Genomic DNA, 16111 nt, shown 5'->3' with positions numbered 1-16111 from the left:
AGGATCGCTCCTTAGATTTTACCTACGAGGTCAAGGCCTGGCTTAAGTGTAGCGCCGCCTTCTTGCCATTTCGCTGGGCAAACTTCACCTGGATTGTTACGAACGTATTGAGCTGCTTTGATTTTGTTTACGAGCGTGCTAGCATCACGGCCGATGCCGCCAGCGCTGATTTCAACCGTTTGGATAACGCCGTCTGGATCGATGATGAACGTACCGCGGTCAGCAAGACCAGCTTCTTCGATCAATACGTCGAAGTTGCGGGAGATTGTGTGCGTTGGGTCGCCGATCATGATGTACTCGATTTTGCCGATTGTATCGGAGTTGTCGTGCCATGCTTTGTGCGTGAAGTGAGTATCAGTCGATACGGAGTATACTTCTACGCCAAGGGATTTCAAAGTTGCATATTGATCTTGGAGGTCGCCAAGCTCAGTTGGGCATACGAATGTGAAGTCAGCTGGGTAGAAGCAAACAACGCTCCATTGGCCTTTAAGGTTTTGTTCCGTTACTTCGATGAATTTTCCGCCTTGGAAAGCTTGAGCTTTAAATGGTAGTACTTCTTTGCCGATTAGAGACATGGATAGTTCCTCCTAGAGAGTGTTTATTTAAAATAATTCTAAACTGATATTAATTCTCAGACGGCTTTTTGTCAAGCCTTTTTCCATCTCTAACTGATAATTATTTTCAATTAGTCGAGTTTGAGACAAGGCCGCTTGTTTGCCATCTGCTAGTATTGTCCATCTCTTCTCCATTATACAAAAACCCGTTCAGCTCGCGCCAGTGGATGGGCTTTTTGGCATCCGAAAAATCCATTTAAGCTGTATTTAAGTTACCTCTCCTATTGTAATGGTATCGCAAAACAATTGCTTATGGCTTATAAGGAGTGACTCACAGATGAATCCGAAGAAAAGAAAATCCCGGCGAAAGCTCATGATCGGCTTGACCCTATCCTTAACGATTGTCGGCACTGTTCTGTATGGATTGGCGGACCGCTACTTGATCGAACATGTGGAGGCTGTTGTTCAGCCAGTGAAGGCGAGCGGCACCGCTTCTGCTGCGGCGGCGGGTACAACGGGCGCATCGGCAAGCAATCAAGCTGGAGCGAAAAATGCAACGAGCGACGATTGGAACTATTCCAGCGATGATATGACCATTGCCGTCAAGAAAGTCGAGACAGGTTCAGGCGATGACCAAGTCACCTATTATGTCGCCGATGTACAGGCGAAGGATGCGTCGCATCTGTTGACGGCTTTCGCGGACAACAAATTCGGGCGCAACATCACCGAAGATACCTCGGAGATTGCATCGTCGAACAACGCGATTCTCGCGATTAATGGCGACTATTACGGCTTCCGAAATGACGGCGTGATCATCCGTAACGGCACCTTGTACCGGAACGAGCCGGTTCGTGAAGGCTTGGCGCTATACAGCGACGGCACGATGAAATCGTACAACGAAGAAGAAATGTCAGCCGATGAGCTGCTTGCCGCAGGCGTCACGAATACATTCTCGTTCGGCCCTGCACTCGTTAAGGATGGCGAAGCGGTTACGAATCTCGATGATGTGAAGATCGATTCGAACTTCGGCAATCGCACAATCGACGATGCTAACCCGCGCACGGGCATTGGCATCATCTCGCCGAACCATTACGTGTTCGTCGTCGTCGACGGCCGGCAAGAAGACAGCAAGGGTGTAACCCTTAATGAATTCGCGCAGCTCTTTAAGAATCTAGGCGCAACAGAAGCCTACAATCTCGATGGCGGCGGTTCATCCACGATGTACTTTATGGGACGCGTCGTTAACAACCCAAGCAACCACGGCGAGCGCGGTGTCAGCGATATTATCTATCTCGGAGAATAAGGAGGAAACAACAAATGACTGTACTCATTCCAGCGTATGAACCTGACCATCGTCTGCTTGAGTTAATTGCGAATTTAAAAAGGGTGGATAGCCGCATGCATATCGTCGTCGTCGATGACGGAAGCGGCGAGAATTATCGGAATCTGTTTAACATCGTCGGCGCTGCGGGATGCACGGTGCTCATCCATCCGACCAATCAGGGCAAGGGGCTGGCGCTCAAGACCGGCTTCCGACACTTGGTTGAGGTCGGCTCCACGGAAGCCGTCGTCTGCGCAGATAGCGACGGGCAGCATCTGCCTTCTGATATTGTGAGAATCATAGCTGCAGTGGATGAGCATCCGAATGAGCTCGTGCTTGGATGCAGATATTTTACGGGCAAGGTTCCGTTCCGCAGTCGTTTGGGCAATAGCGCGACACGAATGGTGTACACGCTGACGACCGGACGCCGTATCCAGGATACGCAGACCGGCTTGCGCGGATTCTCCGCATCCATGCTGGAGTGGCTATGCCAAATTCCCGGCGAACGCTTCGAATACGAGATGAACATGCTGCTGGCGGCTCAGGAGGAGGGCTGCCGAATGTACGAAGTGCCGATTGATACGATATATTTGGAGGAAAATAAATCTTCGCATTTCCGTCCTATTGCCGACTCGGTCAAGGTGTACGCGCCGATCGTGAGATTCTGCTCATCGTCTCTCCTGTCCGCCGTGCTCGATTTCTTTCTCCTCTTCCTGCTGCAGCTCGCTACGGGAAGTCTCCTCTTCTCGGTAGCCGGCGCGAGGGTAGGCAGTTCTATTTTCAACTACTCGATGAACAAGCGCTTCGTCTTTAATAAGAAGCAGAAACCATCCGTGCTGTCATCGGCGCCACGATATTTTGCACTCGTCGTGCTCATCTTGATGTTTAACTATGGCTTCATGTATTTGTTCAATGAAAGCTTGGGACTCCCCTTGATTGTTGCCAAGCTGCTTACAGAGGGAACGTTGTTCGTGTTCAGCTTCTGGTCGCAGCGGCAATTCGTCTTTCAGGCAGAACGCCTCCCGCGATCATCCGTAAGCCGGATGAGGAAGTCGGCTTCCTAATGATCGTAATCGCCAGTTCGCAAACTTCATATGTGAGCTGGCGTTTTTTGCGATTCTGCGCTGCAGCGGCTTGACTGTCCCTGACGAACACGACAAGTGTAATTGAAGCGATACGGACACGCCGCACGATCAAATCATTTAAGCCGGATGCGATTCACGAGTCGGACTTAAACGTTTGGCTGGAAGCGGCAAGCTATGCGCCTAACCACCGGATGAACGAGCCGTGGGAAATTCTGTTGATCGGAGCGGAGACTAGAGCGAAATTGAACCATAAGACAGACTTCGGCAAAGCACCAGCTCTGCTTGCGGTTCTGTCCAAGCCCGCAGCTACGCCATTCGAGCGTGACGAGAATGTCATGGCAGTCTCCTGCTTCGTTCAGAACTTCTTGTTGGCCGCCCACGAAGCAGGCGCCGGCGTCTACTGGGCTTCTCTCGGCGCGCTTCCTCACAATCGAGCTCTCCTTGGCGTGCAAGAAGGCTATGATGTCATCGGTATCCTAGGCGTTGGATATCCTGCAGAAGAGCCTATTGCGAGACCAAGAACCCCGATTGCATTTAAATTGACTCATTTACCTTAATTGCAGTACACGAAAAAGCTTAGAGTCGATTGACTCTAAGCTTTTTTGGCGTTGGGAGGCAGCCCGAAGAGAGCGAGCATGTCCCTCTTGAGCATTAATCGCCAGTTCGTGCCGTCTTGGAAGTGGCCCGCTCCCCTGGGTATAGCTTGCTCGCTATGGGTTTTCCGTCTCCCAGCTGTACTCGCCTCTCCAACTAACCGCCTTCTTCTGGCTTGAGTCGGACTCCCCGACTTTCCGAGGAGATATCGTATGCTGCGACACTCGAAAGTCGGGTCTTCGTCTCCCAGCGTACATGAACCTCACTTCCTGAGCGACATGCTTACTGAGAGCACGTAAATGTGCTCTCAGCGTCCTCACTCTGCTTATTTTCATCTGAGAGAACGTATATGTTCTCTCGGCAGTCTTTTTGTGGCATTATGCGACTAGTTTTTACTCTGAGAGCACGTATATGTTCTCTCAGCTCGATTTTCTCGTGATTTCCCATACGAGAGCACATATATGTTCTCTCACCCTCAGCTATCCAGCCTATGTCATCGCTTTCGCACATCGAGAGCGGTTATTCCCTCTCTCACCACGCGATTTCGGCGTTTTCACCCCTCGAAAGCGGATTTTCCCTCTCTCATCACCAGATAGCCACACTCCTCCTTCGCTTTCGCACACCGAGAGCGGTTATCCCCTCTCTCACCACGCGATTTCGGCTTTTCTGCCACCCGAGAGCGGCTTTTCCCTCTCTCATCGCCAGTTAGCCACACTCCTTCTTCGCTTTCGCACACCGAGAGCGGTTATTCCCTCTCTCACCACGCGATTTCGGCGTTTTCGCCCCTCGAGAGCGGATTTCCCCTCTCTCACCGCCAGCAAAACTCCTCCACGTTCCCCCTCATTACATTGCCGCCTTACACGAAAAAAGCCATTTTCCAGATTCACTGGAAAATGGCCTTCCTCAGGCAGCAGAATCTGTGCCTGTCGAGTCACTTGTGCCGCCGCTTGATGTTTCAGGCGGCGCATCTGGCGCGCTTTGACTGTCAGTCCGCCTTATCCGCCTTGACCGGCAATCCGCCTTATCCGCTTTGACCATCAGGTCCGCCTTATCCGCCTTGACCGTCAGTCCGCTTTATCCGCCTTGACCGTCAGGTCCGCCTTATCCGCTTTGACCGTCAGGTCCGCCTTATCCGCTTTGGTCACCCTGGCCGTCCGGTCTACCTTGACCATCCGGCCCGCCTTTGCCGCCGCCGAAGCCGCCGCGGCCGCCACCGCCGCCTCCGGGACCACTCGACTTGGCAGTTGTCACGCCCGACTCATTCACATAGGTGACTTTGTCGCCCATCTTGAAAGTCACGACCTCGGTGCTGCCGCTAACCGAAGCGCTATCGAACAACCCATCAGTCGCCGAGCCGCTTGCTGTGCCGCTGGTCGAGATCGTGTACGACTCGCCGCTCTTCAGCTCAGACGAAGAGATGACGATACTGCTGAACGTCTTCGACGGTTGGAATACGGCAATGGCTGCACCTGCACTGTCCGTCAACGATACTATAGTACCTGCTTCGAGCGTACTTGGGAATGTCATCATGACTGCCAGCTGCGATGAAGTTTCAGATGGCGCCTGCGCCATTCCCGCGCTGCCCGCCGCAATTAGTTTGCCGCCCGATTGCACGAAGCTGCCGTTAAAGTCGAGCGGAGCATTATTGTTCTCCGTCGGACCGTTCACGACTGCCGTGCCTCCTGTCATTGTAGCGGAGCCGTTAGAATCCAGACCGTCACCTCCCGCGTCTACGGACAGATAACCACCGCTAATCGTCAACATTCCGTCTGTAGCGCTGAACATATCTCCGCCGCCACCGCCGGAGCTGTCATTGCCGCCTACATTTACGCCGTCATCGCTTGCGGTTACATGAATATCGCCGCCTGCAATCATAATATCCGCGCCTTCAATTCCTTCATAGCTCTTCGTGATGGTCACCGTTCCGCTGGTAATCGAAGTGACGCTATCTGCATGCAAGCCATCATCACCGGATGCAATATGATAGTCACCTCCCGCTAGCACAACATTGCCATTGCTGTGGATGGCATCATCCGCCGCATCAATCTCGAAGCTGCCACCGGCAATCGCAACATGAACTGCCGCCTTAATCGCCTTCGCACTCGAAGAAGATTCCGCATCCGTATCGCTAGTCGTGGAATCCGCACCCGCATTTATATCCGCCTTCGCATCCGCTTCCACACCTGCCTTCGCACTCGCATCCGCATCTACACTCGCGTCCGCAGGCTTCCTACCAAACTCGCGCATCCGTTCATCCTCATGCACCTTCTTCGAAGCCGCGCTACCGCCGCCAGACGCCAAATTAAATTGCCCGTCGCCGATTAGAATCGAGTTAGCCGATTGGATGCTGTCTTTCGCGGACTTGATATTGATTGTCCCGCCAGCAATAGCAACGTAGCCTTTGTCCTCATCAACAGCGTCGTTCGTTGTCTTCAAGCCATCTCCGCCGGCATCCACGGCAATCGTCGAGCCTTCCTTTACAGCTAACAAGTCACGCCCGACTATACCGTCGTCCGCTGCCTTCACTTCAATAGTTCCGCTCATGATCTTCAGATCATCCTTGCTTGTAATTCCGTCTTTCGCGCTGCCTTGAACCCTCAGCTTCCCGGTGCCGTTAAACGTCAGATCCCCCTTGCTGTAAAATGCCGCCGTCGGCGCTTCCTCCGAAGTATCCGAATATGCGGCACCGTCAACCAAGAGATTGTCCGTGCCCTCCTGCAGCGTCACAATCGTTTTCTCCGCTTCCTTCACATAGATCGCCGGACCGTCGTTATTCGTTATCTGCGCCCCGTTCAAGACAAGATGAACAATCGCATCCTCCGGCGCATCCACAACGATCTGCCCTACCGATATGGAGCCGCTCACAACATAAGTACCCGCTTCCTTGACCGTAACGACGCCGCCATCGGCACTCGCTCCAGACCCGCTGACACTCGCTCTTGCGCCACTCAGCGCAATTGCCGTCCCGCTATCCGCACTCCAATCGGTCTGCGCATCGATCTCGTCAAAGCCTGCTAACTGGCTCACATCCTGACCAGCCAGCTTAATAGCAGCAGCAGACGATTCCGCCCGCTGCGCAGCTGATGCAGAGGAGGAAGCTGCAGCCGTCTCAACGACTCCACCTCCACCATCGCCCCCAACTTCAGCAGTTGTGTTCGCAGCATTTGAGCTGCATCCTGCCGCCAATAGTGCACTAAATAGCAGAACAGATAACAGTTTCGGACTATTTAATCGTTTCATCCATCATCTTTCCTCTCATTAGTAATCCTGAACAACAGGACTCATAGTAAGCGTAATATCCAAATTGCCGTTGCGAGTGCGTACAGCGTCGAGCAATTCCTTCTGGTTGGTATTCGGCCCCAGCTTCACGGAATAAATCAGCTCATACAGGCTGCCAAGCTCGGTCGTGCGTACTTTCTTCAGCTCGTATTCAACTTCGTGCATCATGAAAACTTCGCCCAGCGCTTCCTCATAGCCCAAGTTTTCCGGAATCGTCACCTTCAATGTTTTGAATAACTCCTTGTTCTCGCCGAACTTCATTGCACTCAGAACAAACATCAGCACACATAACACAACCGTAAATAGCACAGCATAACCGAAAGCGCCAACGCCGCAGGCAAGACCTGCCGCCATCGAGAACAGCACGTATGAGATATCCTTCGAATCGCCCGGCGCACTGCGGAACCGGATAATGGAGAACGCCCCTGCAAGGCTGAATGCGCGGGCAATATTGCTGCCGATCAGCATAATGATAATGGCGACAATTACCGGTAGAATCATCATCGTGAGCGTAAAGCTGGTGGAGTACGTGCGCTGTGTCTTCATATATGTGAAACTAATAATGCCTCCAAGCAGAATCGCGATCGCGAAAGACAAGATCGCATTGGCAAAAGTTAGCTCTGTTGCCGTAGATGTCGTGAATAAGGATTCGATCATGTGAAAATTAGCTCCTTTTCAATTGATTGTTCATTCATTGTCTGGCTTATACCCATACCCATGCCCGTATCTGCATTCGCATAGCGAATTGATTTCTTATATTCGTTGCCATACTTAGAGAAGCTGGTCCGGTACATCTGAAGCTCCGACAACAGCTTGGACAGCCAGACCGGAATCGTCTTCTCTGCCTTCACTTCCATCAGCCATTGACCTTCCGGCATCAGCTGTTCACCGTAGTCGCCAGCCTCAAGCCGCAGATCATAACGCCTTGAGCGGATATTCGTATCGAATGTGATTCGCAAATCCCGGTTTCCTTTGCAGAACATGGCGATTCGGTCATAAGCCAGATACGTCATCGGCTGCAGCTCATACCTCGATAGGAAGTATTCAATCTCCTGAATGACCTGCCGATTCATACCTTCCCGATGGGCCGGCGCTTGCCCGGTCCGAACGAATTCGTACGCCTCGCTCAGCTTAAGCGACGTCCGCCGTTTATTTACGAGACCGAACACCTTCTTCTTCAGTTCCAAATACACTTTCGCATCTGCTTCCGGCACGCCGTATGCCCGAACGCGCAGCTTCTCCCTGTACTTCGGCTTGGATAAGCTTGATCGAATGAGTGAATGATGCTCTGTGTCAAAATACAGATTGCTGATAGAGTAGAACTGATCGTTCTTGTTGTATGCGTCCAGCTCCATATGATTCATCAGTCGGTCATAAAGGTTTTTGAATGCGCTCGTATCCATCAAGTACTTGTTCTCGTATCGGTTAAACACTTCAATCGCCATTGCCTAACGCTCCCCTTCCTGTTCCTCTTTGGCGTTGCCGCCGCCCTTCCATGTCTGTAGCTTAAGACGCGAACCTTTAACGAATCTTAAATTGTTAAAGAAGTGTAAATTTTTTCTACGGCAGCGCGACAGGACCATTGGAACATGGGCAGCAAGCCATCTATAATGGCTTAAGGTAGATTAAAGGTTTCTCTCGTACGATAGGAGCATGACTTATGAAGGAGGTGGGGGCTATGCGGATTCTTATTGTAGAAGATGAGGTCCATCTGGCAGAGGCGCTCTCGCAGCTATTAATGAAAGAGAATTACGCTGTTGATGTCGCTTATGACGGTCATGAGGGATTGGATCATGCGCAGAGCGGCATTCACGATTTGATATTGCTGGACGTCATGCTCCCTGGCATGGATGGCATTTCGCTGCTTAAGACGATTCGCCTCCAAGGAAATCCGGTACCGGTCATTCTGCTGACGGCTAAGGGTGATGAGCCTGATAAAATTGCCGGGCTCGATTACGGAGCGGACGATTATGTAGCCAAGCCCTTCTCAACCGGAGAGCTGCTCGCCCGAATCCGTGCGGCGCTTAGGCGTAAAGGCGAGGTTGTGCCGGAGGACGGCTTGCGCTTCGGAGATATCGAACTGAATCCGGGACATCTGAAGCTCGCCTGCAAAGGCAAGGAATTGAAGATTATATTGAAGGAAAGCCAGCTGCTCGAGCTGATGATGACAAGAAAACAATCGGTCACGTCCAAGGAGCAGATTATCGAGAAGCTGTGGGGCTTCGATTCCGAGGCTGAGCACAATAACGTGGAAGTGTACATTTCGTTCTTGCGGAAAAAGCTTGTTTTTCTCCATTCATCGGTTCGGATCAACACGATTCGCGGCGTTGGGTATGTGCTTGAGGAGGCGACTCCCTAATGTTTAACAGGCTTCGCAACCGATTCCTGCTTATGAACATGATTATCATCTCGCTCATTATGCTCGGTGCCTTCGCAACCATCTATGCGTTCACGTACCGTAATGTCCAGAACGATATCCATATGGATATCAGGCGTATGGCGGATGGGGGCAAAATGAACGGCGGCGGCGGACCGAAAGGCGACCGTCCTATTCCGGATGGGAAGTTCCCCCAGAACTTTCACGAGCCGTTCGTCTCCTTCTCACTCCACACGGATAAGGATTGGAACATTAAGCAGACGGAATCCCGTTTCGATCTGGATAGTGACCTCTATGTGACGGCTGTGAAGAAAGCAGAGGCAAACCCTGTCGAGTTCGGGCAGTTTACCACTGGCGGCGACCGCTGGGCCTATACGGTGTCTAATTCGCCTTCCGGCTATGTGATTTACTATATGGATGTCACGCCGCAGCACAGTATTCTCACGACCATGACTTATACCTTCTCCTTAGTCGCCGTTGTTATGCTTGGCGTTATCTATCTGGCTAGCCGTTATTTCGCAGGACGTTCGATTGCGCCGGTCAAGGAAGCCTTCGAGAAACAGAAGCGGTTCATTGCCGATGCTTCCCACGAGCTGAAGACCCCGCTGGCTGTCATCAATACGAATGCCGACGTGCTGCTTGCGAATAGCGAAGATACGATTAACGAGCAAGTGAAGTGGCTGCACCATATCAAGTCGGAGACGGAGCGCATGAAGACGCTCACGAACGATCTGCTCTATCTGACCCAGATGGACGATGCCAGGGAGCGCATGATTCAGGTTCCATTCGACTTCAGCGAAGCCGTGGAGAGCGTCATTCTCACCATGGAGGCCGTCATATTCGAGAAGGAGCTGAGCTTCGAATACGACATCGAGCCGAATCTGTCCGTCACTGGCAATTGCGAGCAGATGAAGCAGGTCATTATGATCCTTCTTGATAACGCGATTAAATACACGAACCCGAACGGTTCCATTCATCTTGCATTGAAACGCCATCAAGGCCATATTCAGCTGTCCTTGGCGAACACCGGTCCAGGCATTCCTGCCGATCAGATGGACAGGATATTCGACCGTTTCTACCGCGGCGACGCCTCGCGGACCCGCAAGAACGGCGGCTACGGCCTTGGCCTTGCCATCGCCAAGTCCATCGTGGAGCAGCACCGAGGCAAGATTTATGCGAGAAGCATGCAGGGCGAGAAGACCACGTTCTATGTGCAGCTTGGCTAATCGCGCAACATCAACAACAAAAACAACAACAAAGGCGGATCCCCTTCCAGTAAGGAGATCCGCCTTTTCAATACAAATTAATGAGATAAGTTCTCTGTTCGGTCCTTCAGCAAGCTGTTCACTTTTTCGGCGCTCAGCAGCATGATAATTAGGAATACAACCACAATGAAAGGGAATAGCGTAATGCTCGTCTGTCCCGCAATTAACCCGAATAGCGGCGGGAGAAGCGTGATACCCGTGTAAGCGGTGGCCATCTGATAGCCGATTAGCTTCGCAGCGCTCTCTCGTCCGAAGCGAGCCGGCGTTTCATGAATCAAGCCGGGATAGATTGGGGCAAGTCCAAGCCCAATGAGAATGAGCCCGACCAAGAAGAGCTGCTGCACAGGAAGGAACAGCATCAGGCCGCCCGCAATTGCGATGATCTGCCCGCACCGGATCAGCACCCGATTGTGGATCTTCATTGTAATGAAGCCGGTAATGAGCCGGCCAATCGTAATGCCGCCATAATATAACGCGACCCAACCTGCAGCTGATTCGGCGGTCATATCCCGCGCGCCTACGAGATAGCTGGCGCCCCATAAGCCGACCGTAGCTTCAACGCCGCAATAGAAGAAGAAGGCGATCAGCGTCTGTTTGACTCCCCTGATCTGAAGAATGCCGGCTCTTCGGGAACGGCCTGCCGTCGCCGGTGTTGCCTGAGCGGATTCCGAGGATTCCTCGACACCGCCGTCGCCTTGTGCAGAACTATTGCTGTTCTGGCGTTCCGCCTCCCTCAGCTTTGCGACTCGTTTCCATAACGGGAGCGTAACAAGCAGCAGGATGGCAAGCGAGAATTGGATGATTGATACCGCTGAATAGCCGTTTCTCCAGGAGTTGTGCTCTGCAATATAATAGCTCATAATAATCGGTCCCAGCGTTGCTCCTACACCCCAGAAGCAGTGCAGCCAGTTCATATGGTGAGCCTTATAGTTCTCGGCTACATAATGATTCAGCGCCGCATCGATAGCGCCTGCGCCAAGTCCAAAAGGAATCGCCAGCAAGATGAGCCAGATGACCGACGGCGCTGCCGAGTAGCCAAGCAGCGCTGCAGCCGTCAAGCAACAGCTGACAAGCGTAAGCCTGCCTGTCCCAATTCGCTGCACCAAGCTCCCGCTCGCAAGACTGGAAACAATCGTGCCTGCGGCCACAATCATTGACAAGACCCCCGCGAAGCCTAATGTCGCGCCAAGGTCAGGCTGCATCACAGGCCACGCCGAGCCGAGCAAAGAGTCCGGAATGCCAAGGCTAATAAACGCTAGATAAATGATAATAAGAAAAATTGACGCCATCGACATGCCCCTCCTAGCAACATTCCGTAATCATAAGATTTAGTGCCAAATGCTGTAAGCCTGATAAGTAATCATGTCTCCAGTTGCTCATCAGGAGCGATGGCAAATGCTTCTGTGGAATATATGCGGCGCTGCGATCTGCTATTCTTGCCAGCAGTTCTTCGTCCACCTCATCATTGTTGAATATAACGGCCCTTGGGTTGAGAATTGCACCTAATGTGGCGATTAAGCGGGCGACGGCATCAATCTGATTGTCACCGGCGAGTACAATCCGCTTATTCGGCTCATTCCCTTGCAAGGCTTGCAGGAAATTTTGACTATCGTACTGAGGTACGAGCGAAATCTCGCCAGAGAAGAACGTGCTGCCCCGCACGACATCGCCATTAATCATGATGCCTGAGCCTGGCCCGTATTGACCGAAATACAAATAAACAAGCGACTCGTTCTCAAGCTCGAAGTTAGACGCATAGCCGAGCACCGAAGCATTCATATCGTTCTCGACGACGAACGGGATTTGGAATCTGGCTTCGAACTCCTCTTTCAAATCATAGTCCTGATACTGCTTATACGGCGGAATGTAGATGATTCTGCCATTGTCTACAGCGCCTGGCACGCCGATCGCGACCGAACGCAGCCTTGGGTATTTCTCGATTAACTCTTCAATTAGATTAGCGAGTAGTTCCGTCTCTTCCTGCAGCACGCTTGGATTCGTTCCTTGCTCGATAATGTCTCCGACACAGTTGAAGATCGAGTACTTGGTCTCGTCCTTCTCGACGAAGATCGCCAGTCCGAGCATATACTCGGTGTCGTAGGAATACCGCCTCGCTCTTCTGCCTCCGCTGGAATCATCGTCCCCTGAATAACGGATCTCTCCGTCCTTCTCCATCTGCGCGATAAACTTGCTTATGGTCGGGAAGCTGATACCGAGCCTCTGACTCAGCTCTGCTTTCGTCGCGCTTCCCATCATGATGAGTCCTGCGCGTATCCGATATATTAAACGTTCTTTGGCCTCTTTGGGCGTCTTCAGCTCATTCGTCATCACGGTCAAGCCCCCTCTATATCCCATCATCTCTACTTTTTAAACCCGTTTAATAAGTCCTGACTATCTTATCAAAAGTCACCTGTCAGAGCAATACCAATAATTTAGACTAGGCTAACGCGAGCGATTTGATTACGATTAGATCTTATTATGCTAGTTATAGAAAGGTGAGTTTACGAGCTATGCAGTGGTTCAACAAATGGAGCCGGTTGCCGGTATTCCACTTCATTATATTAATAAGTATCGCGCTAACGATTGTTGTTCATCCTACATCTGCGGGAGCTGCCAGCGCGCTTCCTTATGACGATATTCGCCCGAATTATGCGCAAGCTGCCATTATAAATATGACGAAAAACCACATCATGAACGGGATAGGCGCTCGGCAATTCGCGCCGCTCAAGCCGATTACACGTGCAGAATTTATGACGATGATGGATCGCCTGCTTGGCATTAAGCCTGTTGCCAGCCCGCTTCCTGCCTTCGCCGATGTGCCGAAGACGGCATGGTACTACGAATGGATACAGCCTGCTGTGCAATTGAACATCGCCAAAGGGACTACCGCCGTACAGTTCGAGCCTGGCAGATCGGTCACTCGCGAGGAAGCCGCCGTTATTATGGCACGAGCTTTGAAACAGTCCTTAGACTTGTCGCAGGATATGCCGGAGAACCTCTTTCAGGATCAAGACCAGATCAGCGCTTGGGCGAAAGCCTCCGTCTATCAGCTATCGAGAATCGGACTGATTACGGGCAATGATGGTCGATTCTTACCGAAGGACCTCATTACAAGACAAGAAGCTGCCGTGCTGCTGAACCGAGCATGGACGCATAGCGGTTGGAATGCACAATTGCAGTCGACTTCGCAGCCATCACACATTCAGCTAGGCTGGCAATACGGCCAAACGACCCAGCAATTTGAGCAGCAGGTCGCGAAGTCGGAAGTCAATACATTATCCCCAATTTGGTTTTATTTAAGTAGCACTGGCGCTTTGGAAGACCGTATGGATGCTTCTCTCCTGACTTGGGCACATGGACAAGGAAAGTCCGTATGGGCGATGGTCGGCAATCATTCTGATCAAGACGCAACACATGCGATGCTATCTAGTCAGTCTAACCGCCAGGCGTTCGTAAGCCAACTGGCAAGCCGTGTGCGGACCAATGGCATTGATGGATTGAATATTGATTTTGAGAACATGATGCCGGCGGACCGAGATTCCTTTACTTCTTTTATAAGAGAACTACATGATCAATTGAAGGTTATTCCAGCCGTGTTGTCCGTCAACGTCTCGCCGGATAGCGGAACAGATTGGACGGATGTGTTTGATTATGCTGCACTCGCGAAGCAAGCCGATTATGTTGTGCTGATGGGCTATGACGAGCATTGGGGCGGTGCGCCGGAAGCCGGGTCAGTCTCTTCCCTGCCTTGGGTGCGCAAGGGGCTCGAAGCACTGCTCACGCAAGCTCCTGCGAATAAAGTCATTCTCGCACTGCCGCTGTATACGCGTAGCTGGGCTACCAATAGCGATGGTACCATTCAATCGCAGGATATAAGCCTTGTTCAACAGAATCAGCTCGTGCTCGCCAAGAACGTGAAGCTGCGGTGGGACGATCAGCTAAGCCACTACTACGGAGAGTACTACAGTGGTGCTATTCCTAACCAAATATGGCTCGAAGATGGACGCTCACTATCTCAAAAGATAAGCCTGGGCGAAATGCACGACGTAGCAGGATATGGCTATTGGTATATGGGCGGAGAGAGTAACGATGTCTGGACGAGTGTGCGTAATACGATCAGATTTAGCACTTATCAATTTCAATAACGATCGGCAAGAAAGAAAAGGTGACTTCTGATGAAGTCACCTTTTTGGGTGCCGATATCGGCTGTTTCCCATTATTCATTCAGATAGGTCGTGACCCGATTCTGAATCAGCTTGGCAACGTCTTCAGCGGATTTCTGCCCTGAGAAGAACGCTCTGACTTCCTCCGCGATGATTTTCTGAACGGTCGTTTCATAGCCTATGTTCCTTAAGCTGGCTTCGGATAGCATGTCCCGGAGATCATCCAGATTCTCATCTGTTACTTCGACCACAGCACCGCCGCCTTTAGCGCCTACGTCCTTATCGATGCCATTCTTCTTTACATCCTCGATTGCCTTCTCATTTACCGCTTTATTCATCGAGAATCCCATCTGATGAGGATAAGATTGCATCTCCTCCGACAGCAGGAACTTCATAAACTCCCATGCCTCCCTCTTGACCTCCGAATTGGCGTTCATGGCGATTTGATTCGTCACGAGGAAAGAAACACCTGACTTCTGATCCGCGGCATGCGGCTTCTGATAGACCTTGCCGTTCTTGAAGTAAGAGGCAAGCCGTACGAGATAATCGCTTGGGGAAGTCATTAATGAATAAGATAAGAGACCTCTGCTCAGTTCAGTGGTATCACCGCTTAGCTCCTTGTCACCGTACATCTGCTTTACTTCCGTCAGTAATTCGGTGAAGAAAGGAGAGTCAAACGATGCCTTGCCGCTCACCCCGTCGATCAAACGGTTATAGTTGTCCGACACGAGATTGTTGATCATCGCATCAGGCGGCAAAAAGTTCATCGAATAGTTGCCTCCGTCCTTGCCTGCCAATTGCTTGCTGATCTCGGTGAACTCGCTCCACGTCCAGTTCTTGTCGTCAATCGTAACGCCTGCCTTCTTAAACCCATCCTCATCACCGTACAAAGCTTCCAAGTAAAATTCCACGGGCATAATGTAGAGGCCGCCGTTCATCTTCGAACCTTCCATGATGTTCATCTGGTACTGCTGCCGATCGAATTCGGCATCCCGCTTCATCCAATCGTCCATGTCCTCGAACGCCCCATGATTAACGTACTTATCGATAGGTAAATCGACAGTTGTGAACGCGAATAAATCCGCTCCCTTGCCAGACAGCACTTCTGTCGTTGTCGACTTCACATACTTCTCGACCTCGGACGCACTCAGCATAGCGCCTGAAGTAAATTCTTTGAATTGAATCGTCGTATTCGGATGCAACGCTTCGTATTTTTCTTTAGCAAGCATGTAGAACGGGGTGACGCCAAGAATCGATACGACAATCGTTTTCGGTTTATTGTCTAATGTCTCCAAAACTTGTGGAGCTGGATCAGCCGTCGCATTCACGTCTGAGCTTGATTGATTGTTCGTTTTCTTGGGCTGCTCTAATGCCTCTGATGCGTTGGTATTACTATTGCCACGATTGCATGCTGATATGGAAACCATCAAGATGCAGCTTATTAGTACCATTAATACTCGGTTCATATCCATT

At 51.3% G+C, this 16111-nt stretch carries 15 protein-coding genes; 6 read left to right on the top strand and 9 right to left on the bottom strand.

Going from position 1 to position 16111, the window contains the following annotated elements:
- Positions 1-11 precede the first annotated feature (11 nt).
- Positions 12-575, bottom strand: coding sequence for an alkyl hydroperoxide reductase subunit C (gene ahpC / locus AC0YNX_RS18510; RefSeq protein WP_474649610.1), 564 nt, complete (start codon positions 573-575; stop codon positions 12-14).
- A gap of 27 nt (positions 576-602) precedes the next feature.
- Positions 603-749 (bottom strand): hypothetical protein, encoded by a 147-nt coding sequence (locus AC0YNX_RS18505; RefSeq protein ID WP_475817179.1) that lies wholly within the window; start codon positions 747-749, stop codon positions 603-605.
- Positions 750-891: 142 nt separating this feature from the next.
- On the opposite strand from AC0YNX_RS18505, the gene AC0YNX_RS18500 reads away from it, so the two are divergent.
- From AC0YNX_RS18500 to AC0YNX_RS18490, 3 genes are all read left to right on the top strand, one after another.
- Entirely contained in the window at positions 892-1857 is a 966-nt protein-coding gene (locus AC0YNX_RS18500) for a phosphodiester glycosidase family protein (RefSeq protein ID WP_475817178.1), read from the top strand.
- 14 nt (positions 1858-1871) lie between these two features.
- Positions 1872-2939, top strand: a complete 1068-nt coding sequence (locus tag AC0YNX_RS18495) for a glycosyltransferase (protein ID WP_475817177.1) — start codon at positions 1872-1874, stop codon at positions 2937-2939.
- Between the two features lie 74 nt (positions 2940-3013).
- A complete protein-coding gene (locus AC0YNX_RS18490; RefSeq protein WP_475817237.1) occupies positions 3014-3517 on the top strand; it encodes a nitroreductase family protein in 504 nt (167 codons plus the stop codon).
- 940 nt (positions 3518-4457) lie between these two features.
- On the opposite strand, the gene AC0YNX_RS18485 is transcribed toward AC0YNX_RS18490, so the two are convergent.
- The 4 genes from AC0YNX_RS18485 to AC0YNX_RS18470 form a co-directional block, all read right to left on the bottom strand.
- The gene (locus tag AC0YNX_RS18485; RefSeq protein ID WP_475817176.1) at positions 4458-4592 is read right to left on the bottom strand and encodes a hypothetical protein; all 135 of its coding nucleotides are present in this window, start codon (positions 4590-4592) and stop codon (positions 4458-4460) included.
- Positions 4593-4682: 90 nt separating this feature from the next.
- Complete coding sequence (locus AC0YNX_RS18480) at positions 4683-6794, bottom strand: carbohydrate-binding domain-containing protein (protein ID WP_475817175.1); 2112 nt, start codon at positions 6792-6794, stop codon at positions 4683-4685.
- An 18-nt stretch (positions 6795-6812) separates the two neighbouring features.
- Positions 6813-7490 carry a DUF4956 domain-containing protein gene (locus AC0YNX_RS18475; protein ID WP_475817174.1) on the bottom strand — a complete coding sequence of 226 codons (678 nt, stop codon included), beginning with the start codon at positions 7488-7490 and terminating at the stop codon, positions 6813-6815.
- Entirely contained in the window at positions 7487-8278 is a 792-nt protein-coding gene (locus tag AC0YNX_RS18470; protein ID WP_475817173.1) for a VTC domain-containing protein, read from the bottom strand. The genes AC0YNX_RS18475 and AC0YNX_RS18470 overlap by 4 nt, the downstream gene beginning before the upstream one ends.
- Before the next feature lie 233 nt (positions 8279-8511).
- On the opposite strand from AC0YNX_RS18470, the gene AC0YNX_RS18465 reads away from it, so the two are divergent.
- Together AC0YNX_RS18465 and AC0YNX_RS18460 are read left to right on the top strand one after the other, a co-directional pair.
- Entirely contained in the window at positions 8512-9192 is a 681-nt protein-coding gene (locus AC0YNX_RS18465) for a response regulator transcription factor (RefSeq protein ID WP_475817172.1), read from the top strand.
- The gene (locus AC0YNX_RS18460; protein ID WP_475817171.1) at positions 9192-10436 is read left to right on the top strand and encodes a sensor histidine kinase; all 1245 of its coding nucleotides are present in this window, start codon (positions 9192-9194) and stop codon (positions 10434-10436) included. The genes AC0YNX_RS18465 and AC0YNX_RS18460 overlap by 1 nt, the downstream gene beginning before the upstream one ends.
- A gap of 77 nt (positions 10437-10513) precedes the next feature.
- Here the strand turns inward: AC0YNX_RS18460 and AC0YNX_RS18455 are convergent, their stop codons facing one another.
- Entirely contained in the window at positions 10514-11764 is a 1251-nt protein-coding gene (locus AC0YNX_RS18455) for an MFS transporter (protein WP_475817170.1), read from the bottom strand.
- Positions 11765-11777: 13 nt separating this feature from the next.
- Positions 11778-12803 (bottom strand): ROK family transcriptional regulator, encoded by a 1026-nt coding sequence (locus tag AC0YNX_RS18450; RefSeq protein ID WP_475817236.1) that lies wholly within the window; start codon positions 12801-12803, stop codon positions 11778-11780.
- Between the two features lie 182 nt (positions 12804-12985).
- On the opposite strand from AC0YNX_RS18450, the gene AC0YNX_RS18445 reads away from it, so the two are divergent.
- On the top strand, positions 12986-14620 hold the full coding sequence (locus AC0YNX_RS18445; RefSeq protein ID WP_475817169.1) for a glycosyl hydrolase family 18 protein: 1635 nt from the start codon (positions 12986-12988) through the stop codon (positions 14618-14620).
- A 71-nt stretch (positions 14621-14691) separates the two neighbouring features.
- Here the strand turns inward: AC0YNX_RS18445 and AC0YNX_RS18440 are convergent, their stop codons facing one another.
- Positions 14692-15966, bottom strand: coding sequence for an ABC transporter substrate-binding protein (locus AC0YNX_RS18440; protein ID WP_475817168.1), 1275 nt, complete (start codon positions 15964-15966; stop codon positions 14692-14694).
- Positions 15967-16111 lie beyond the last annotated feature (145 nt).

This window comes from Paenibacillus sp. J31R98, assembly GCF_056269245.1.
This window is presented reverse-complemented; position numbering and strand designations above follow the sequence as displayed.

What these genes read in the sequence shown, in the direction of transcription:
- AC0YNX_RS18485 (WP_475817176.1), bottom strand. Translation starts at nt 4,592, where the DNA reads ATGGTCAAAGCGGATAAGGCGGATTGCCGGTCAAGGCGGATAAGGCGG.
- AC0YNX_RS18500 (WP_475817178.1), top strand. Translation starts at nt 892, where the DNA reads ATGAATCCGAAGAAAAGAAAATCCCGGCGAAAGCTCATGATCGGCTTG.
- ahpC (WP_474649610.1), bottom strand. Translation starts at nt 575, where the DNA reads ATGTCTCTAATCGGCAAAGAAGTACTACCATTTAAAGCTCAAGCTTTC.
- AC0YNX_RS18475 (WP_475817174.1), bottom strand. Translation starts at nt 7,490, where the DNA reads ATGATCGAATCCTTATTCACGACATCTACGGCAACAGAGCTAACTTTT.
- AC0YNX_RS18470 (WP_475817173.1), bottom strand. Translation starts at nt 8,278, where the DNA reads ATGGCGATTGAAGTGTTTAACCGATACGAGAACAAGTACTTGATGGAT.
- AC0YNX_RS18445 (WP_475817169.1), top strand. Translation starts at nt 12,986, where the DNA reads ATGCAGTGGTTCAACAAATGGAGCCGGTTGCCGGTATTCCACTTCATT.
- AC0YNX_RS18495 (WP_475817177.1), top strand. Translation starts at nt 1,872, where the DNA reads ATGACTGTACTCATTCCAGCGTATGAACCTGACCATCGTCTGCTTGAG.
- AC0YNX_RS18480 (WP_475817175.1), bottom strand. Translation starts at nt 6,794, where the DNA reads ATGAAACGATTAAATAGTCCGAAACTGTTATCTGTTCTGCTATTTAGT.
- AC0YNX_RS18450 (WP_475817236.1), bottom strand. Translation starts at nt 12,803, where the DNA reads ATGACGAATGAGCTGAAGACGCCCAAAGAGGCCAAAGAACGTTTAATA.
- AC0YNX_RS18505 (WP_475817179.1), bottom strand. Translation starts at nt 749, where the DNA reads ATGGAGAAGAGATGGACAATACTAGCAGATGGCAAACAAGCGGCCTTG.
- AC0YNX_RS18465 (WP_475817172.1), top strand. Translation starts at nt 8,512, where the DNA reads ATGCGGATTCTTATTGTAGAAGATGAGGTCCATCTGGCAGAGGCGCTC.
- AC0YNX_RS18455 (WP_475817170.1), bottom strand. Translation starts at nt 11,764, where the DNA reads ATGGCGTCAATTTTTCTTATTATCATTTATCTAGCGTTTATTAGCCTT.
- AC0YNX_RS18460 (WP_475817171.1), top strand. Translation starts at nt 9,192, where the DNA reads ATGTTTAACAGGCTTCGCAACCGATTCCTGCTTATGAACATGATTATC.